12 protein-coding genes are annotated in these 15,871 nt (G+C 45.4%); 2 read left to right on the forward strand and 10 right to left on the reverse strand.

The window, feature by feature from the left end:
- The first annotated feature begins 53 nt into the window (after nt 1–53).
- Complete coding sequence (locus tag VB836_RS14080) at nt 54–5,786, forward strand: DEAD/DEAH box helicase (protein WP_323219937.1); 5,733 nt, start codon at nt 54–56, stop codon at nt 5,784–5,786.
- A 212-nt stretch (nt 5,787–5,998) separates the two neighbouring features.
- On the opposite strand, the gene VB836_RS14085 is transcribed toward VB836_RS14080, so the two are convergent.
- From VB836_RS14085 to VB836_RS14130, 10 genes are all read right to left on the reverse strand, one after another.
- Nucleotides 5,999–6,487, reverse strand: a complete 489-nt coding sequence (locus VB836_RS14085; protein WP_323219939.1) for a hypothetical protein — start codon at nt 6,485–6,487, stop codon at nt 5,999–6,001.
- A gap of 205 nt (nt 6,488–6,692) precedes the next feature.
- Entirely contained in the window at nt 6,693–7,592 is a 900-nt protein-coding gene (locus tag VB836_RS14090; protein WP_046278788.1) for a TniQ family protein, read from the reverse strand.
- 4 nt (nt 7,593–7,596) lie between these two features.
- On the reverse strand, nt 7,597–9,306 hold the full coding sequence (locus VB836_RS14095) for an ATP-binding protein (RefSeq protein WP_046278789.1): 1,710 nt from the start codon (nt 9,304–9,306) through the stop codon (nt 7,597–7,599).
- Entirely contained in the window at nt 9,296–10,660 is a 1,365-nt protein-coding gene (locus tag VB836_RS14100; RefSeq protein ID WP_200906387.1) for a Mu transposase C-terminal domain-containing protein, read from the reverse strand. Before VB836_RS14100 ends, VB836_RS14095 begins: the two co-directional genes overlap by 11 nt.
- Before the next feature lie 59 nt (nt 10,661–10,719).
- Nucleotides 10,720–11,526 (reverse strand): hypothetical protein, encoded by an 807-nt coding sequence (locus VB836_RS14105; protein WP_323219942.1) that lies wholly within the window; start codon nt 11,524–11,526, stop codon nt 10,720–10,722.
- A complete protein-coding gene (locus tag VB836_RS14110; RefSeq protein ID WP_323219944.1) occupies nt 11,516–12,358 on the reverse strand; it encodes a TnsA endonuclease C-terminal domain-containing protein in 843 nt (280 codons plus the stop codon). The genes VB836_RS14105 and VB836_RS14110 overlap by 11 nt, the downstream gene beginning before the upstream one ends.
- Nucleotides 12,359–12,487: 129 nt before the next feature.
- Nucleotides 12,488–12,739, reverse strand: coding sequence for an AAA family ATPase (locus VB836_RS14115; RefSeq protein ID WP_323219946.1), 252 nt, complete (start codon nt 12,737–12,739; stop codon nt 12,488–12,490).
- Nucleotides 12,717–12,938: a hypothetical protein gene (locus tag VB836_RS14120; RefSeq protein WP_323219948.1), complete on the reverse strand. Its 222-nt coding sequence runs from the start codon at nt 12,936–12,938 to the stop codon at nt 12,717–12,719. Before VB836_RS14120 ends, VB836_RS14115 begins: the two co-directional genes overlap by 23 nt.
- A gap of 88 nt (nt 12,939–13,026) precedes the next feature.
- Nucleotides 13,027–14,415 carry a hypothetical protein gene (locus VB836_RS14125; RefSeq protein ID WP_323219950.1) on the reverse strand — a complete coding sequence of 463 codons (1,389 nt, stop codon included), beginning with the start codon at nt 14,413–14,415 and terminating at the stop codon, nt 13,027–13,029.
- 77 nt (nt 14,416–14,492) lie between these two features.
- On the reverse strand, nt 14,493–14,687 hold the full coding sequence (locus tag VB836_RS14130; RefSeq protein ID WP_323219952.1) for a hypothetical protein: 195 nt from the start codon (nt 14,685–14,687) through the stop codon (nt 14,493–14,495).
- Between the two features lie 558 nt (nt 14,688–15,245).
- On the opposite strand from VB836_RS14130, the gene VB836_RS14135 reads away from it, so the two are divergent.
- On the forward strand, nt 15,246–15,515 hold the full coding sequence (locus VB836_RS14135; RefSeq protein WP_323219954.1) for a helix-turn-helix domain-containing protein: 270 nt from the start codon (nt 15,246–15,248) through the stop codon (nt 15,513–15,515).
- The last annotated feature ends 356 nt before the right edge of the window (nt 15,516–15,871 follow it).

Genomic DNA, 15,871 nt, shown 5'->3' on the forward strand with positions numbered 1-15,871 from the left:
AGGGGATTCAACTATTTAATTTTTTCATCTCATAGAGTTTAAGAGGTCAAATTATGCTGGTTCTACAACTTCAGGAAATTCTCGATAAAGGTGAAGATGCGATTGTTGCAGCGAGTACATTTTTGGCTCAAAAAATGGCAACTCTTGACTGTGCAGACGTAGATAAAATTTCAACGGAAACGCTGAATTTATTGTTTGCTAAAATTCCCCAAAATTGGCAATTTGTTGAGTTTGCAGAGATTATTAATATAGATACTCTCAGCGCTCAATTTTCTCAGCAGTTGGTTCAGTTTGTACAGCAGCGAGTTGAACAAAACTCCGTTTCTCCCAACACCCAACACCCAACATCCGAAACCCAACACCCAAAACCCAACACCCAAAACCCAACACCCGACACCCAACACCCGACACCCGAAACCCCCCTTCATCCGATTAAAATTTTAGATCATGTTATTGCTGAATATCGGGATTATTTATTGACGGAATTTCGGGCGAAAGATCCCCTTTTAAAACAGTCCCTAGAGGATGCAATTGATCGACCTTTGTTTTTAGCCCAAGAACCATTTTATCAGGTTCATCGTCCGTTTAAATCCGGGGAACGTTGGCGAAATTTACCGATTGATCGCCGACTCGCCGAGGTAATGGAAAAGCGTTCTAAGAGCAAATTAGCCTATTTACATCAGTCGGATGCGATCGCCCATTTGTTAGGAGAAAATGCTTCGCCGTTGGTGGTGACAACCGGAACCGGAAGCGGAAAAACCGAGACGTTTTTACTTCCCGTTATTCAGAATGCGATCGAAGATAGTGTCGCTTTTAAAAAATCGGGATTAACTGCAATTTTAGTTTATCCGATGAACGCCCTCTCAAACGATCAACTGTTGCGAATTAACACTTATTTACAGGATTCCGGTTGGGCGGGTGCGGTTTCGGTGGCAAAATACGATCGGGGAACCACCCAACAAGAACGGTATCAACTGCGAGAAAATCCCCCTCAAATCTTGTTGACGAACTACATGATGTTAGAATATTTGTTGGTTCGTCCGGCGGATCGAGAACGGATATTTGCCAATCATCGCTGTCGGTTTTTGGTGTTGGATGAAGTTCACAGCTATCGGGGAAGCTTGGGGAGCAATATCGCGCTGTTGGTGCGGCGTTTACAAGCCCATTTAAAACGAGCCACACAGGATTATTATCTGGAAAATCGGCAGGGACTCGATAACTTTGGGGGGCGTCGCTATCCGGTATTAATTCCGGTGGGAACTTCGGCAACCATTAAAAGTGTAGCCGAAAAAAATGGCAATTCAGAGGAAGAAACCCTCACCTCTCTCGAACAGCGAGACAGGGCGGTACAGGAATTTTTTGGGAAAATATCCGGCGCCCCTCCCCAAAATATTCGGGTGATCGGGGAAGAATTAGAAGAAATTGTCACCCCTTCCGAGGCGGTTTATTCATCCCAACCCGTCGCGATCGCAGATATCGACATCCAAAACTCCGAAGCCGTCACCCGTGCCATTTGTCAGCTATCGGAACAACCCTTAACAACTCCCCTCGATGAAGCGGTTCAACGGACTCGATTACTGTGGGATTTAAACCGTTGGTTAATTCGTTCTCCGATGTCTCTGACTCAAATTGTAGAGAAAGTGAAAACCGAAGTCAAACCCCGCCAAAACTGTTCCCCCGAGTCGCTGCAAAAAGAGATCGAAACCGCCCTACTCGCCGGCGCCGCCTTACCGGAAGGAACGCCGGGAGCGTTGAGAATACGGGCGCATCGCTTCATTCGGGGCGGATGGCATTTTTATCGCTGTCTCAACCCCGAGTGCGGGAAACTCTACCCGATGGGAGAAGAACGCTGTCGCTGCGGCTATTCTACGGCGCCGCTGTACCTGTGTCGCAACTGCGGGGCGCACTACCTGCGGCTTGTGGGAAAATCCCCCGTCGATCCGGGAGCCGAACCCCTGCGCCCCAGTGGAGAGCCTTCAGAAGAACACGAGTGGATGCTGTACGAAGCGAGTCGGTTTGAGAGCTTGATCGGGGTTGAAGACGAAGAGGATAGCCCCTCCGTTGAAGAAAATAACCCCCCCAAAACCCGCAAGCGTAAATCCTCAAAAACCGGAAAACAAACCGAACAAATGCGTCGGCGTCCGGTTTGTTCGGGTTCGTTCGATCCGAAAAGCTTGGCGTTCAGCTTTGAAGAAAACCTCTATCCGATGAAAATTACCCTCGCCCCCGCCCGGACTCGCTGTTTGTGTTGCGGGGGAACGGGGGGAAGTCGCAACGTTGTTACTCCGGTGGCGTTGGGAACCTCGGCGGCGGTGAAAGTGTTGAGCGAAGGGTTGATGGAGTCGTTGGCGGCGGTTCGCTCCACACAGCCCGGACAGGCGGGGAAAGAGAGGCTGTTGGTGTTTAGCGATAGCCGTCAGGATGCGGCCCATCAAGCCCGTTTTATTCATTTTGCCAGCCGTTACGACCGGATGAGACGGCGGCTGATCGGGTTGCTCAAAGAGGAGGGAACGTTAAAATTACAGAGGGCCGTAGAGTTGTTGAGCGATCGCGCCCTGCAAGTTCGGGATAATCCCAATCTACCGGAACATAACCAGCGCCGCATTTCCTCCGAAGACCGCCAAAAAATTCAAGCCTGGGAAGAAGCGCCGTTATTGGATGAAATTGCGATCAATGCCGGCTACCGAGGAACGCTGATTAATTTGGGGTTGGTGAGGGTTGCCTACGATGAATTGGAGGATTATATTCAAGAACAGGGGGCAAGTTTGGCGCAAAGTTTGGGCGTCGAATTAAACCAGCTTTATTATCTCTGCACCTGCATTTTGAATGAAATCCGAATTCGGGGCTGCGTTTCCCGCGAACTGCTGCGCTATCATCCCGACAGTGTTCGCATTCCCGAATATTTAAAAAAGGCAAATTGGGAGCGGCGAGTTCGATCGCCCCAAGGGTTTGCGCTGTCGGCGACGGGCGAACCAGTGGGGTATATTGATGCGGCAGAAATTCCCTATGGGATCAAACATTTGAACTGTTGGCGAAAACCAAAATCCGGCGGTCGGGGGCCGAGTTTGGAGCGGATTTTAAAATATTTGGTCGAACGGTTTAACGGCTCGCCCAAGGTGGAAATGAGCCACATGATCGAATTGTTGGAATTTTTGCGGGCCGGCGCCTATTTGGTGGCGGCAGATGTTTACGGTTATCGGGAAAGCCGGCAACTGTTGCAGGTGAACGACGATGAAATTTTATTCGAGCTTTTAACCTCTTCCCAACGGTTGCGCTGTCAGGTTTGCGGAACTCCCGCCGGCGGATTTTCGGTAAATTTTCCCTGCTGTCAGTGTCACGGTTCTTTGGTCGAGTGGAGCGATGCCGAGGTCAATCAAAACCGCACGGTTAAACGGATTCAGGCTAGTGATATTATTTCGCTCAATGCCAGGGAACATACCGCCCAGGTTCCCAACGATGAACGGGTGATTATTGAGGAATTGTTTAAGGGGGATTTGAGCCAGTCTACGGTGAATTTGTTGGCTTGTTCGCCCACTTTGGAAATGGGTATTGATGTGGGGGGGTTGGATGCGGTTATCTTGCGAAACGTTCCCCCCCGCCCGGATAACTACGCTCAACGGGGAGGACGGGCCGGACGCCGGACCCGGGTGGGATTGGTGATCAGTTACGCTCGCAGCACCCCCCACGACCAATATTTTTATGACAAACCCGCAGAGATGATTTCTGGGGAAGTTCCCGCGCCTGCGGTGGCTTTGGGAAATCGGGATGTGATTTTTCGCCATCTGCACGCGATCGCATTTGGGGCGGCTGAACCCGGACTGGCGGGAAAAATGCTCGATTATGTTTCTCCCCAGGGCGAAATTAAACAGGAAGACGTTGATGCTTTAATTGCCGGGGTGAGGGTGCAGTTCGAGGCGGCGATCGCTTTGGCGAAGGAAGCTTGGCAGGACGGTATCTTAGCAGAAGCGGAGTTGGACGAGTCTCAGTTGCGAGCGTCGTTAGAGAAATTGCCCGACCGCATTCAAGATGTGATTAATCGTACCGCCCGACAGGTGATCGAACTGCGACAGGCACTTGATGTTTATCATCAAAATCTTCAGGGAAGGGGGGCGGCGATCCATTCTGAGAAATTAATTGCTCAGATTTTGGGACTCCCGGGCGATCGCAATCAAAAGGCGGCGGAAGCCGACGACCGTTCCGGGGGATATCCGCTGCGACGGTTTGCCGAGTTTGGCATTCTTCCCGGATACGAATTTCCGACTCAACCTGCGGCGTTGCGGTTGCTGGAAGACAAACACGAAGCCGATCCCATCACGACGGCCCGTCGGGTGGGGATTAATCAGTTTCGCCCCGACGCTCAAGTTTATGCTCGCACCCGCCGCTGGAAAGTGATCGGACTGGATCGGTCTTCTCCCTGGAATCCCCCAGCCGATCAACCGAATTGGCTGTACGGGGTGTGTCGGACTTGCGGGTTGCGCCACACTGCCGATGAACCTTTTTGTCCCCGGTGCGGCTGCGATCGGCCAAAACAAAGCCTACCGGCGGCGGAGTTTGCCGGATTTTTGGCACGGGCTGATGAAAGTCCGATCCTTGATGAAGAAGAACGTTATGCGGCCCGCAATTTAATTCAGGTTTATCCCCAATGGAACGGACAGGTGATCGGTCGTTGGCGGGTTGGAGACGGCTGGATGTTGCGCCTGAGTCGAGAGGAAGAAGTGCGATGGTTGAATGAAGGGTTTCCCCCTTCGGAGAAAGAACTGGAAGCCGAAATTTCTCCACTGCACAGCCAAGCTAAGGGGTATTTGCTTTGTGGTTCTTGCGGAAAGTTGCTCAATATTCCCGAAACTAAAGCAACTCGTTCGGGAGGACGTCGGAGAACTCGCAGCGCCTCCGAGGGAGAACGAGATATTTATGGTCACGCCCAACAGTGTCCCCAACGGGGAACTCCGCCCCGCCCGATCGCGTTGGTGACAGCCGAAAAAGCCGAGGTTTTGCGGTTGATCGTTTCGGTGCCTCGCGAGACGAGCGATGAGAAGCTGCTAGCTTGGGGTTTATCGTTGGGATATGCTTTGAAGGCGGGGATGCAGCACTGTTATATGTTGGATGATTCGGAGGTTGTTTTTGAGTTTGAAGGGTCGTGGACGGTTGAGGAGGATGGCCGGCGCTACCGTGTGGCAACTCTGACGTTTATTGACCCGAGTTTGGGGGGAAGCGGTTATCTGCGCCGAATTGCCACAGAATGGCATCGAGTCGCCGCCCGCGCCCTGGAACATTTGGATCATCCCGATTGTCAAACGGCTTGTTATCGCTGTTTAAAAACTTATCAAAATCAGCGTTACCACGATTTATTAAACTGGACTCTAATTGCGCCGGTTTTGGAAGCTTTACAGAAGAATATTCCCGAAGAACAGCCCCTTAAATTGGGCGATTTGGATGCTGTTAAGCCCTGGTTGGATGCTTACGCGGAGGGGGTGAATTCTCCTTTAGAATTAAAGTTTCTTCGATTATTTGAGCGGTACGGGTTTTTTCCTCAAAAGCAGGTTCCAGTCGCCCCCAATATGGGGGAACAGCCGATTTCAATCGCCGATTTTGCGGTATCCGAGAAGAAGTTGGCGATTTATATCGATGGTGCGGCGTTTCACCGGGGAGCGGCTTTGAGACGCGATCGCCATATTCGAGACAGTTTGCGGCGCAGTTCTTCTCCTTGGCAAGTTGTAGAGCTAAAAGCGGCCGATCTTAAGCGAGGAGAGGAGTTGGTTGAATCATTAAAGACCCTGATTCAATAGCCGGATTAATTTTAGGAGAAACTGTTGCTAAATCGAAAAGGGGATGGGAAATCTTTGGGTGTCCGGTGTCCGGTGTCGGGCGTTCAATGAAACTTTAAGCCCGTCCCTTTTTGCAGCTTTACTTTTCCAAGTTCATCTAATTTAGATGCTTAATAATTTTCCGAAATCAAAAGTTTTTATAACGACTCCCTGCTGCTTTTTTTCAGATAAAACTATTGCTGACTTAACTGCTTTTTGATACTTACATACAACTCCTTCGTTGTTCTTGACCAAAGATTACCAAAATCGCCTCCCATCAGCTTCCAACAAATCAAAGGTTGAAAAGGAGCATTCACATCGTTCCATTCGGGTTGATTTCTTTTGGCGATCGCATCATTAAAAAATGATACCATCTCGTCAATTTGCTGACTCGTAATCGGTTGACCATTCGCCAAGGCTTCCGATAAAACCCAGGTCTTGCGGCCACCGTTATCGTAGTAAAGTTTTAGCCCTTCTTGAGCTTCTTGGGACACCTCAGACGGTGCGATCACTTCATACTCAGGTGCGCTGGACTCTGACCGTGATACCATTGCTTGGACTGTCAACTCCATGTCAACCAATTCGATGTAAATCTTGGAACAGGCAGCTTGAAACTGAGAATATGGGTTTTCTAACGTTTCGGTAGTCGAGTCCATAGCCGTATTTAGAGGTACTTTTGACATTTTACCATTGTTGTGAATGGCAAGAAACAGTGGGGACACTCTCCTTGTATCCATTGAGCAGGAATTGAAAAGGGGGTTCCACAGTTGGTACACTTCGATAATAAACGCAGTTGATGGCGATCGCTTCCCACTTTGTCCACAAAGCTATTCAGATACACCTTACTTACAAGCTTCAATGTAATCTATACACCTTTCAAACCCATCATCAAGAGTATTTCTCAATCTCTATCATTGCTAAAACCAACCAATGAGCAACCCGATCAACTTCCTGTAACCAATCACATCCCAACAAACATCCAAGTACATACTCGCCCAAATTGTCCATCATCTCAGGATGAATTGTCCTTAGCAGTCCTTCACCATAACAATTTAACATTGCCTCAGCTAACTTTTCCTCCTCCAACCATCCTCTGTTAGTGAGTCTTTGCTGATACCAATCTCTCAACTGTTTTAACCCTTTAAAATTTCCTTGGTCTTTCATCTTTTCCTCAATGACCTGACCAAACGCCCATAATCCTTGCAAAATATCTTCACTATAACTCGTCCCATCCCCCACACAATTTTTCTCATCTGCTGCAACAAACTCCTTCCCCATTTCCTTAGCTAATACGTTACTATTTTGCAATCCCAACCGATGGCTCAAACAAACCTTCACTCCCGAAACTTGATGAGATCGATGCCAGTACGTCTCCCCATACTGTTGTAAATCATCTTCTAGACATTGGGGACAAAATTGTAAGTAATCGGAATAATAAAGCGTTAATTTAGGGATTCTGGCGACTTGGGCAACGGATTTACTTTCCTTGCCCTCCATCAATTGTTGTAATCGCCTTACTTCACGGTTCGTCAAAAAAGCTCGATAGTAAGGGAAAAGCGTATATTTTTCCAAGATCTGATTGGTTGTTAAACTAGACCCAAACGGGAACTGATTAACCAAAGTTGCCAAATTATTGGGTAATCCTAAATAATACTGCTTCGTTCCTGCTGTTTGGAACAAATCAAGCTGTGTCTGTCTAAAATTCCGATTTCCAATTCGGACATGATAGCGACAGATCACGCTATAAAAAAGTTCATCTGGATAGGGCATTGGGAAAAAATGCAGCATGAACTCACTTGACTATACAGAAATCTTGTTCGGGATTATCCTTAACAATATTGGCTGCAACCAAACCTGGATAAACGGGGATTTCATTTTGTTTGGCATCTTCAAGAATTTTTCTCATATCTTTTTCCTTATAATTCGGGTTGAGTTTACCTTTTGACTTAACTATTCTAGAGACATTATCTTTAAATTGCTCACCTTTTAATTCGATTTTATAAGCTTGACGTACAAGCTCATTAATATTCATTTCCTGTGGATTTTCATTGACGACACGCTCCGCCAACATCTTCGCTTGAGTCGGTTCCACCTCCAAGTCTAGCAATTGGGCAATCACTTCTTTTAGAAGGGGCGACATTGCACCTGAACGTTTTTGATTACGTTTAATGCGTCGCATTTCAGCCAAATCGTCAAAATTAACGTCATTCAAGCATTTTCCTCTGTAGTCAGAAATATCAACAGGAGCAATATCTCTGTACTTCTTCATCTGGTTAATATTTCCTGAGCGGATTGCATCTAGCATCGGTTTGACTAAGTATAACCCTTCTGCCGCCACTTGATGAATTAAATCAACTGTAATAACTTCATCTCCACCCGAAGAAATCGCTCGCCATTGCACCATTTTGTAGAGTTTAATCAGAATATCAATGATTCCCTGTGTTTCCTCATATAGTGCATCGCCGATTTCTTCGGTGTAGGGAATCTCTGTTTTTGTCCACTGATATTCCCACATTCCTTCCACAAAAAATTGCCAATTTTCGTCATTTTCCATCCGTTTCCAGCGAACTGCACCTTCGCCTGTTCCTCGCCTTGCATTCCGGAAATTACCTGTTAAAATTGGTTCGGCTTCATTCGTTCCCACTCTAATGACGGGAATTCCAATAATATTGTCCATTTTTACTAAAAAATTGAGAAGATCATCCCGTCCCCTCCTTGAATTTGCCAGATTTTGCATCTCATCAATGACCAATAAACCCAAATGATGGGTATGGGCTATCTGTGCCACTTGAGCTAACATATAATCCTCAGAATTGCCCCGAGAACCGAATTTTTTGAAGTAATTTGTGCCAAGAAGTCTATCTATACCGAGAAAAATATCCGTACATAAGCCTTTGAGCGAACCTGCGTGGGGACAATCTACTTTGAGCCAAACAACTTGAGTAACACTATATTGAGAATGAATAATGACTTGAGGATATAAATCAAGAATATTTGCTAAATTGGTTGACTTTCCCAATCCAGACTCTCCAATAATCGTTAAACCGGAGGCAGTAGTGGGAGCAGTTGTTACGGTAACATAATTTTCTAAATTGTGACCGTCTTTAGCTTGAATTGACCCATAAATTTCCCGCGAACGTCGAACATATTCGGGTTGCAAGGGATTTCTAGAGATATAACCACTCATTAATAAAACATTGATGGTTTGATGTAAATCAACGGTTTTAGAAAGGGGATCAAAATACCTTGATAATCGCTCAATACAGTGAAAACGGTCTTGCGCTTCTAATTTTCTTTCCTCGGAATCGTAAATGGGGTATTTTGCCGCTAAATCTATAAATTCCTCCTGAGATAAAATCGGTGGTAGCGTTTCAATCATCGGATTGTTATTGTATTCCACCTGTTTAAACCGACGATATTTAGCGATAGAGGCTCGCGTGCCATTCGGAATATCTATCCACTCGTAATAACTATATTTGTTAGTAAAGTCTTTATTTTCCACCTTGGCGTTCCTTGCGTTTTCGGGCGAGTAAATCTAAATGGCTTGGTTGAAATGATTTGGGAGAATTAGACGGGTTAGATTCTGGCGTGGTATCGCTCGTTTCTTTAGAGGGTGATGGCTTCTCCTCTTTGGCAAGTTCAAAAGCCTCTACTTCTCTCCGTTGTGCCTTTTCCTGCGCTCTGTGTTCTCGAATTCCGGAGGTTTTCTGTAAGTTACTCTGGCTTTTATCTTGGTGTTTCTCCGTTTGTTGTTCAGCACGGCGGGTAATACTCTCTATTTTAGCCATTAAATCAACTTCATTTTGTAGTTGTTGTCCTTCCCGTTTCTTTCTTTGTAATTCTTCGTAAGCCAACAAATACTCTACATCATAGATTGTTCTATTAGCATATCGTTCATCGGGGTCTTGTAAATAGCATTTTTCAAAGTCTCGACCATCGGGAGAAGGTAAATAAATAATATCCATTCGTCTGGGATCATAAGAGATTTGTAGTGATTTTTCTGAGGGTGATAACATTTGACTTCTGGCTTTTTCAAACCACATCTCCTTAATCGCTTTTTCGCAGGTGTAGTGCATGGATTTAAAGCGAATACCCCTTTCCGTAATTATAGCTTTTCCTGTGGGCATTAAATTCAATTTAATAAGATCTTCATTAATCGTTCTCAACCGACCCGAACGATTGATAATTCCCCACTTCCATAACTCTATAGGAATGGGAGCAACATCGTCGGCAATCATGTCCTTATCGCGATTATAAGTTTTTAACTCATGGCTATTATGATAAAGGATAATTTCAAGAATTACCTCTGTAAATTGATCGAGATCTAGACGACTATCTAAACGGTAGTCTCTTGCTCCTCTCTGCCTAAAATCTTTATCGATAAAGCCGGGTAAAAAGGGTTTAACTCGATCATGAATAACTCGAAAATGTCTTTCAACTAAACCTTTCCAGTCGGCTCTATAAGGGGCTGCATTTTCAATGCGAATCTGTAAGTTAGGAATCATAGTTTCAACAGTCATTCCAGCTAATTCTCCTCGATCTCCTAAAATACATTCTGGAATGTGATGACAAGGCCATTGTTCTTCAGTAATTGTAATGCCGAATTCTTGACAAAAAGCCACTTTATCAGTGACGGAATTAGCTAAAGCCATCATCGCACCCAACCAGGACGGGCCTTCTAATCCAATATAAACCCCTACTATCATGCGACTAAATACATCAATAATTACATAAATGACGGGTCGTCCAATAATCCAGTCACGCTGATATTTAGACACTAAATAAACATCGGCAACGGTGGCATCAATCTGATAGCGAAATCCGGGGCCAGTAGTTTCGGCTTGAGATGTTCCCAAGATTGCCCGGTTTTGTAAGGCATAGTGTTTAGCCCCTCGTCGGGTCGTAATTGTCTTTTCTAAATTGCTGTTTTCAGTTTCATACCAGTAGCGAAATTGAGTGAAAGTTGGATTGTCTCTGGCGGAATTAAAATGGATGATTTAACATTGTTTTCGTCATATTGATATTCTTCCGCATAATAGTCTTTAATCATCAACTTGTATGCTGTCTTTAGAGAACTTTGCTGTTTATTAAAATAAAATTTATTGAGGGCGATTCTAAAAATTTTTCGGTCTTGCTCGGTAATATTAATTCCTTCCCCAATTTCTGGATGATGTTTATATTTTTTGGGTCTTCCCCTTTTTTTCTCCCCCGATGATCTTCGTTTTCCTTTTCCCCCCGAATTGGCATAATTTGGTAATAAAGCGTTTTTGACTTTGCCTCCCTGCCAAAATCTCCGCAAATGTTTATAAACCACTTTCTCCGCCAGTTTATTACCCTCATGCTTTTGTTGATATTCAGCGATCGCTTGTTTGATGAGCTTGCCCCGATGCTCCCGATAATATATATCGGGTTCTTGGGTTACTAACGGTGAAATAATTTCCCACGCAATGTCTCGAAGTTCTTTCTCCCTCGCAGATAAACGGTCTTCTTTAATCGCTATTGCCAAAGGATCGACCTCCAACTTGGATGCTTTTTGATGTCTTAAGGCTTCTTTCAAATCGTTGATGGAACGAATATAGGGAAATCCTTTGGTTGCATAAATATCAACAACGAAGGCAATTATATAGCCTTCATCAATCCAAACAACCCTCTCAATTAGCGAGTCAAGAGCGCAATCGGATGACCATTGTATAAGATCGTTGACAAAAATTTCATTCTTCATAACTATCTTCCCGAATTTTTTGAATAGCAGTGGTGGATAAATTGCTTGATATTTTTGAATTCAACATATCTACGATAATCTCTTTTCTGGCAACCAAATGTTTGAACAAATACAGTGCAATTCCCGGATCTAAATTCATTTCCCGATCTAAATCGGTGGTTATCTTTGTAATCGGAGTATTTTCTGCTGCCGCGCGACTCAGTTGGTCTTTTAATATATTTGCGATGCGACGGAGTTCTACAAGATCCGCATTGCCAGTTGGTTCTAAATGATAATTCGGGTGAATCCATTCCACATTACTTGCGAACATTCTTGATATGCCTTTTTCGGTGATTATTCCCCAGTCAATATTTAAAGCCTCATAGTATCGCCTTTCAAGTTCTAATTTCTCTACTACACTTTTTTTTTCTAAATCTTTTGATAACTTAACGGTTCTCGCTACTTGAACAGGTTTTCCATCTCGTTCAATGGTGATCATGAAGTCTGTGCTTAGGATGTAAGGAATGTGATGTTGGGGATCTTCTGGATACTTAAAATTCATTTCATCAGCAATCTTCAATGCCAAATCCAGATCCGCTAGTGGGTATTGCTCTCTAATATCGATTACGATGTCAGACCACTCGAATAAAAAAAATGTTCGCTTCTCCTGATCTGAGAGTAAGTGATGTACTCGACCTGTTTTCCACCCGGGAATTCTGTGGGAACGACCCTCAGAAGGAAAGTCTTGAACCTTGATCCAGGGGACATAGTTTTTTCCTTCCCCTTGACCACGACCAACATCCAGATATCGTTCATACTTGGCTTGGGTCCATTCTCGCTTACTTCTAGCCATGATAAACGGCTGGTTACACTTTTACTATCCAAGATTATCACAGCGCACGCCAATTTACCGACTTTGTTATCAATTTACCAACTTTGTTATCAATTTACCAACTTTATTATCAATTTACCAACTTTATTATCAATTTACACCAGAGTCAAAGATGCGTTCGTTGAGGATGGAATGTAAACTGTGCAGTGTCACTGAATTGGCGTTGAAAACTTCATCGACATAGGCGACTTCCACATCGGGCAATTTCCCCCGGTAGTTGCGAATGAGGCGATCGCTTTCGGTTAACTCCTTTACTGAGATATTCCCAATGAGCAGGTCGGGGACGCTACCCTCATGTAATTGGGTTTCAAAGTATCGGCTATCGCCAAAGGCTCCGACCACCCAACCGAATGATGGCGGATTTGGCAACCCCAGGAGGGCCGAATAAGCACCCGTGATGTTTTGAGAGTAAACAGGCTAACACTCCGTCAATCATGTTTTCCCGTTCCAAGAATTTGGCGTTAAGTTCGTCTCGCAGCTTGTCAAAGCGTTTTTGTAGCGTTTGTGAGGTTTGATCCGTTTTGGGCTGTGTGGCGGTCATGGTGATTTCTCCTTGATGCAAATGGAAATCGAAGGCAGAGGGCAGATGGCAGATGGCAGATGGTTGAGCGCTGCCTTCTGCCTTCGTTCTAGAATCCAACCGACTCGTCACCTACTGCTGCGGTGGTGATGATGTTTTCGAGTTCGGTTTCAGCAGAAGAAGGGGTTTGGGCTTGCATGGGTTCGGCTTCGGTGTCCGTTTCGTTCTGAGCAACCTTTATACTGCGTCCTGTGGCTTTTTGATAGTCCCGGTTAAACTGGGTCATGGCTTTTTTCAGAGCCTTGCACTTGCCCCTGAACATGGAGATCAGTTGTGCCTGTTGCGCTTCGATATCTTGAATTTCCGAGGGGGCGAGGGCTTCCGGGTCAATTTCTTCCAGTTTGGCGAGGAATTCTTTGAGTTTGCGATCGCTATCAAGTACCTTCCAAACCTGCTCGAAGCCATCGGTACCGTGACTGACCCGGAGGGAACGGAGGTGGTTGTGAAATTCCTGCAATAAGCCTGGGGCATCCTCTGACCCTTCCCGAAAAGCCCGGTCTAAAGCGTCAATTTCTTCGAGCAACCCGTCCAATTGGGGATTGAATTTGGCTACCACCTTCAGTTCTTTAATGGCTGTTTCCAGTCCGGGGGCTTGCTTGCCGTTGGGTGTGCCTTGAATTTCCCCAAACCGTTGCAGTACCGAGGCTAATTTCTCCCAACTGGTATTTGCCGCCATTGTCAGTCCGGTGGCGAGCGCCTGCTGTTGGGCAAGATATCCTCGCTCAAATAATTCGGCTTCGGCCTTGATGCGCTGCGCTTCGGCTTTGTCAAGTTCAGCTTGCTTGAGTTGTTGGGCGTAGTTAGCCCGTTTTTCCAGGTATTCCCGGTGGGAGGGAATTTTGGTGAAACGCCGCACCTCCACCCGGATGTCTGACAGTTCCCCCGGACTCGGATATTGCGCCTCGTAAACCTCAAGGGCTGCATCAATGTCGGTTTGGGAAATCCCCCTAGAATTGAGAATGTCTTCGATATCGTCGAGAAAGCTTTGTTTTTCCTGGGGGTAGAGGACAGCCAAATTTTCGGATTCTGACTGGGCTTCAGTTTGCAGTTCTTCAAAGCATTGGAGGGCTTCGCTGATGTCCTGAATGTGGATGACCCGCCCCAATTCAAACACGACGGTCAGCTTTTCAATGCGATCGCGGATTGCTTCTAACCGTCCTTTGGCGAGTTGCTTTTCGCGGGAAAATGTTACCCGTTTGTTGCCCTTGATTCGGTCTGATTTAACTTTGAGTTTTTCTCGAACCGCTTCGGGGATTCCCAGATCGGCATCGTCCAATGCCAGGGTTTGTCTCGCCCCATATTTAATGCTGACTTCAAAGATATAAACGTCTTGGGCAAACGCATCCCATCCTTTGAAGTTTTCCGAGGGTAGGGATGGGGATGTAGGGACTATAAATGTTAGGGGCGGCTTCTGTTTGGTTTCGAGTTGAGTTGCCATGATTATTAATGAGTGGAGTTGGCAGCGTTCTTTCTTGGTGAAATATTTAAGGGGTCAGTTTTGACCCCCTTTGAGCTTCATTCTTCAAGCTGTTTTACGGCTTCAATCGCCAGTTTTTTAGCCGCTTTGACGAGGGTTTTCCGCATCTCCTGGCCCAAGCTGGTATCTTGGGATAATGCCATCAGCGAACCGTTATTTGTTGCTGCTTGTGCGAGAATTCCCTGTAAACAAGCTTGGTAGATTTTGTTGAAGTCTTCGTGTTGAGTTTCCATATTTTTACTCCGGCTTTCTTGTTCTTTCGTTGTGTCGATTGCAGTTGATTTGTATTTGAGCGGGTTGAATTTTTGTAGGTTCCTTGCGAAAAAATCGGGGACTGAAATCTGCCCCAATTTGGCGGCGCGAATTCACCTTGAACAAGCCAATCAAGATACCTGGTCGGTGAAGTTGAGTTGCCTCACTGGACTGTTATCAGCTTTGAGGTGCGTCCCTTCGAGTTCCAATTGAACTTTCAGGTCGATGTCGCGCTGAACCTCGTCAGGGAGTTGTGTAAAAGCTGTTGCTTGTGTCATGTTGTAAGTAAAGTAACGTTTTGTTTTTCCCCTCGTTGGCTGCAAATAGCTGTTGAGGGGATGTTTTTGTATTTAGACCTCAAACCGTTCCCTCTCTCCCGTGAATGAGGGTAAAGGCTGTATTCAGTTGTCTAGGTGCTGTAGTTTGGTTGATTTTTGTTGTCTCTGTAATCAGTATATGTCTATTTTAATGGACTGTCAATCTAAATAAACGTCTATTTTATTAGACTTATTTATCAGTCTTCTCAGTCTGTATAAGATATGGCTATTGCAGTAGACAGTCTATTTGGCTTTACTTATGATGAGAGTGGTGTTAAGGGACTTATGCCAATGATCAACAAGCTGCGCGAGATGATTGAGTCTCGCCAAGTCACGAAGTACAGCATCTACAAGGACGGAAGGATTTCCAAACAGACTGTGTATAACTTGGTTAATAACCCTAGTTTGATACCAGATGGAAAAACTCTTGAGGTATTGTGCGACTTTTTCCAATGTCAACCCAATGAACTTTTGGAGTGGATACCAGAATGAATCTGTCAAGGTGTACTTGTAGGAATCGATTTGAATAAATGTTATGGGTCTAAACTAGATTGACAACTTGGGATTGAGCTAGGTGATAATCGCTCACCTTAGATGACTATTTGATTGAGTCTTTTCTGGGTGAAAAGACTCGCGCTTTGTTTCTGCGGTTTGAGTAGATAAATTGCGGTGATTAACCCTGTAATTAATAGCATTAATTTCTCTCAAACAACCCCTACTCATCGTCGTGCAATAAAAATCATGAACCGAAAACTCTGGCACTTCTGCGGAAAAGAACATCCAGCCAGAAAAATAGTATCATGGGATTGCGCTCCCCGCAGTGGCGAAGCTAATCGCTCCAAAATTCA

This window comes from Limnoraphis robusta BA-68 BA1, from assembly GCF_034932365.1.
Taxonomy (GTDB): Bacteria; Cyanobacteriota; Cyanobacteriia; order Cyanobacteriales; family Microcoleaceae; genus Capilliphycus; species Capilliphycus robustus.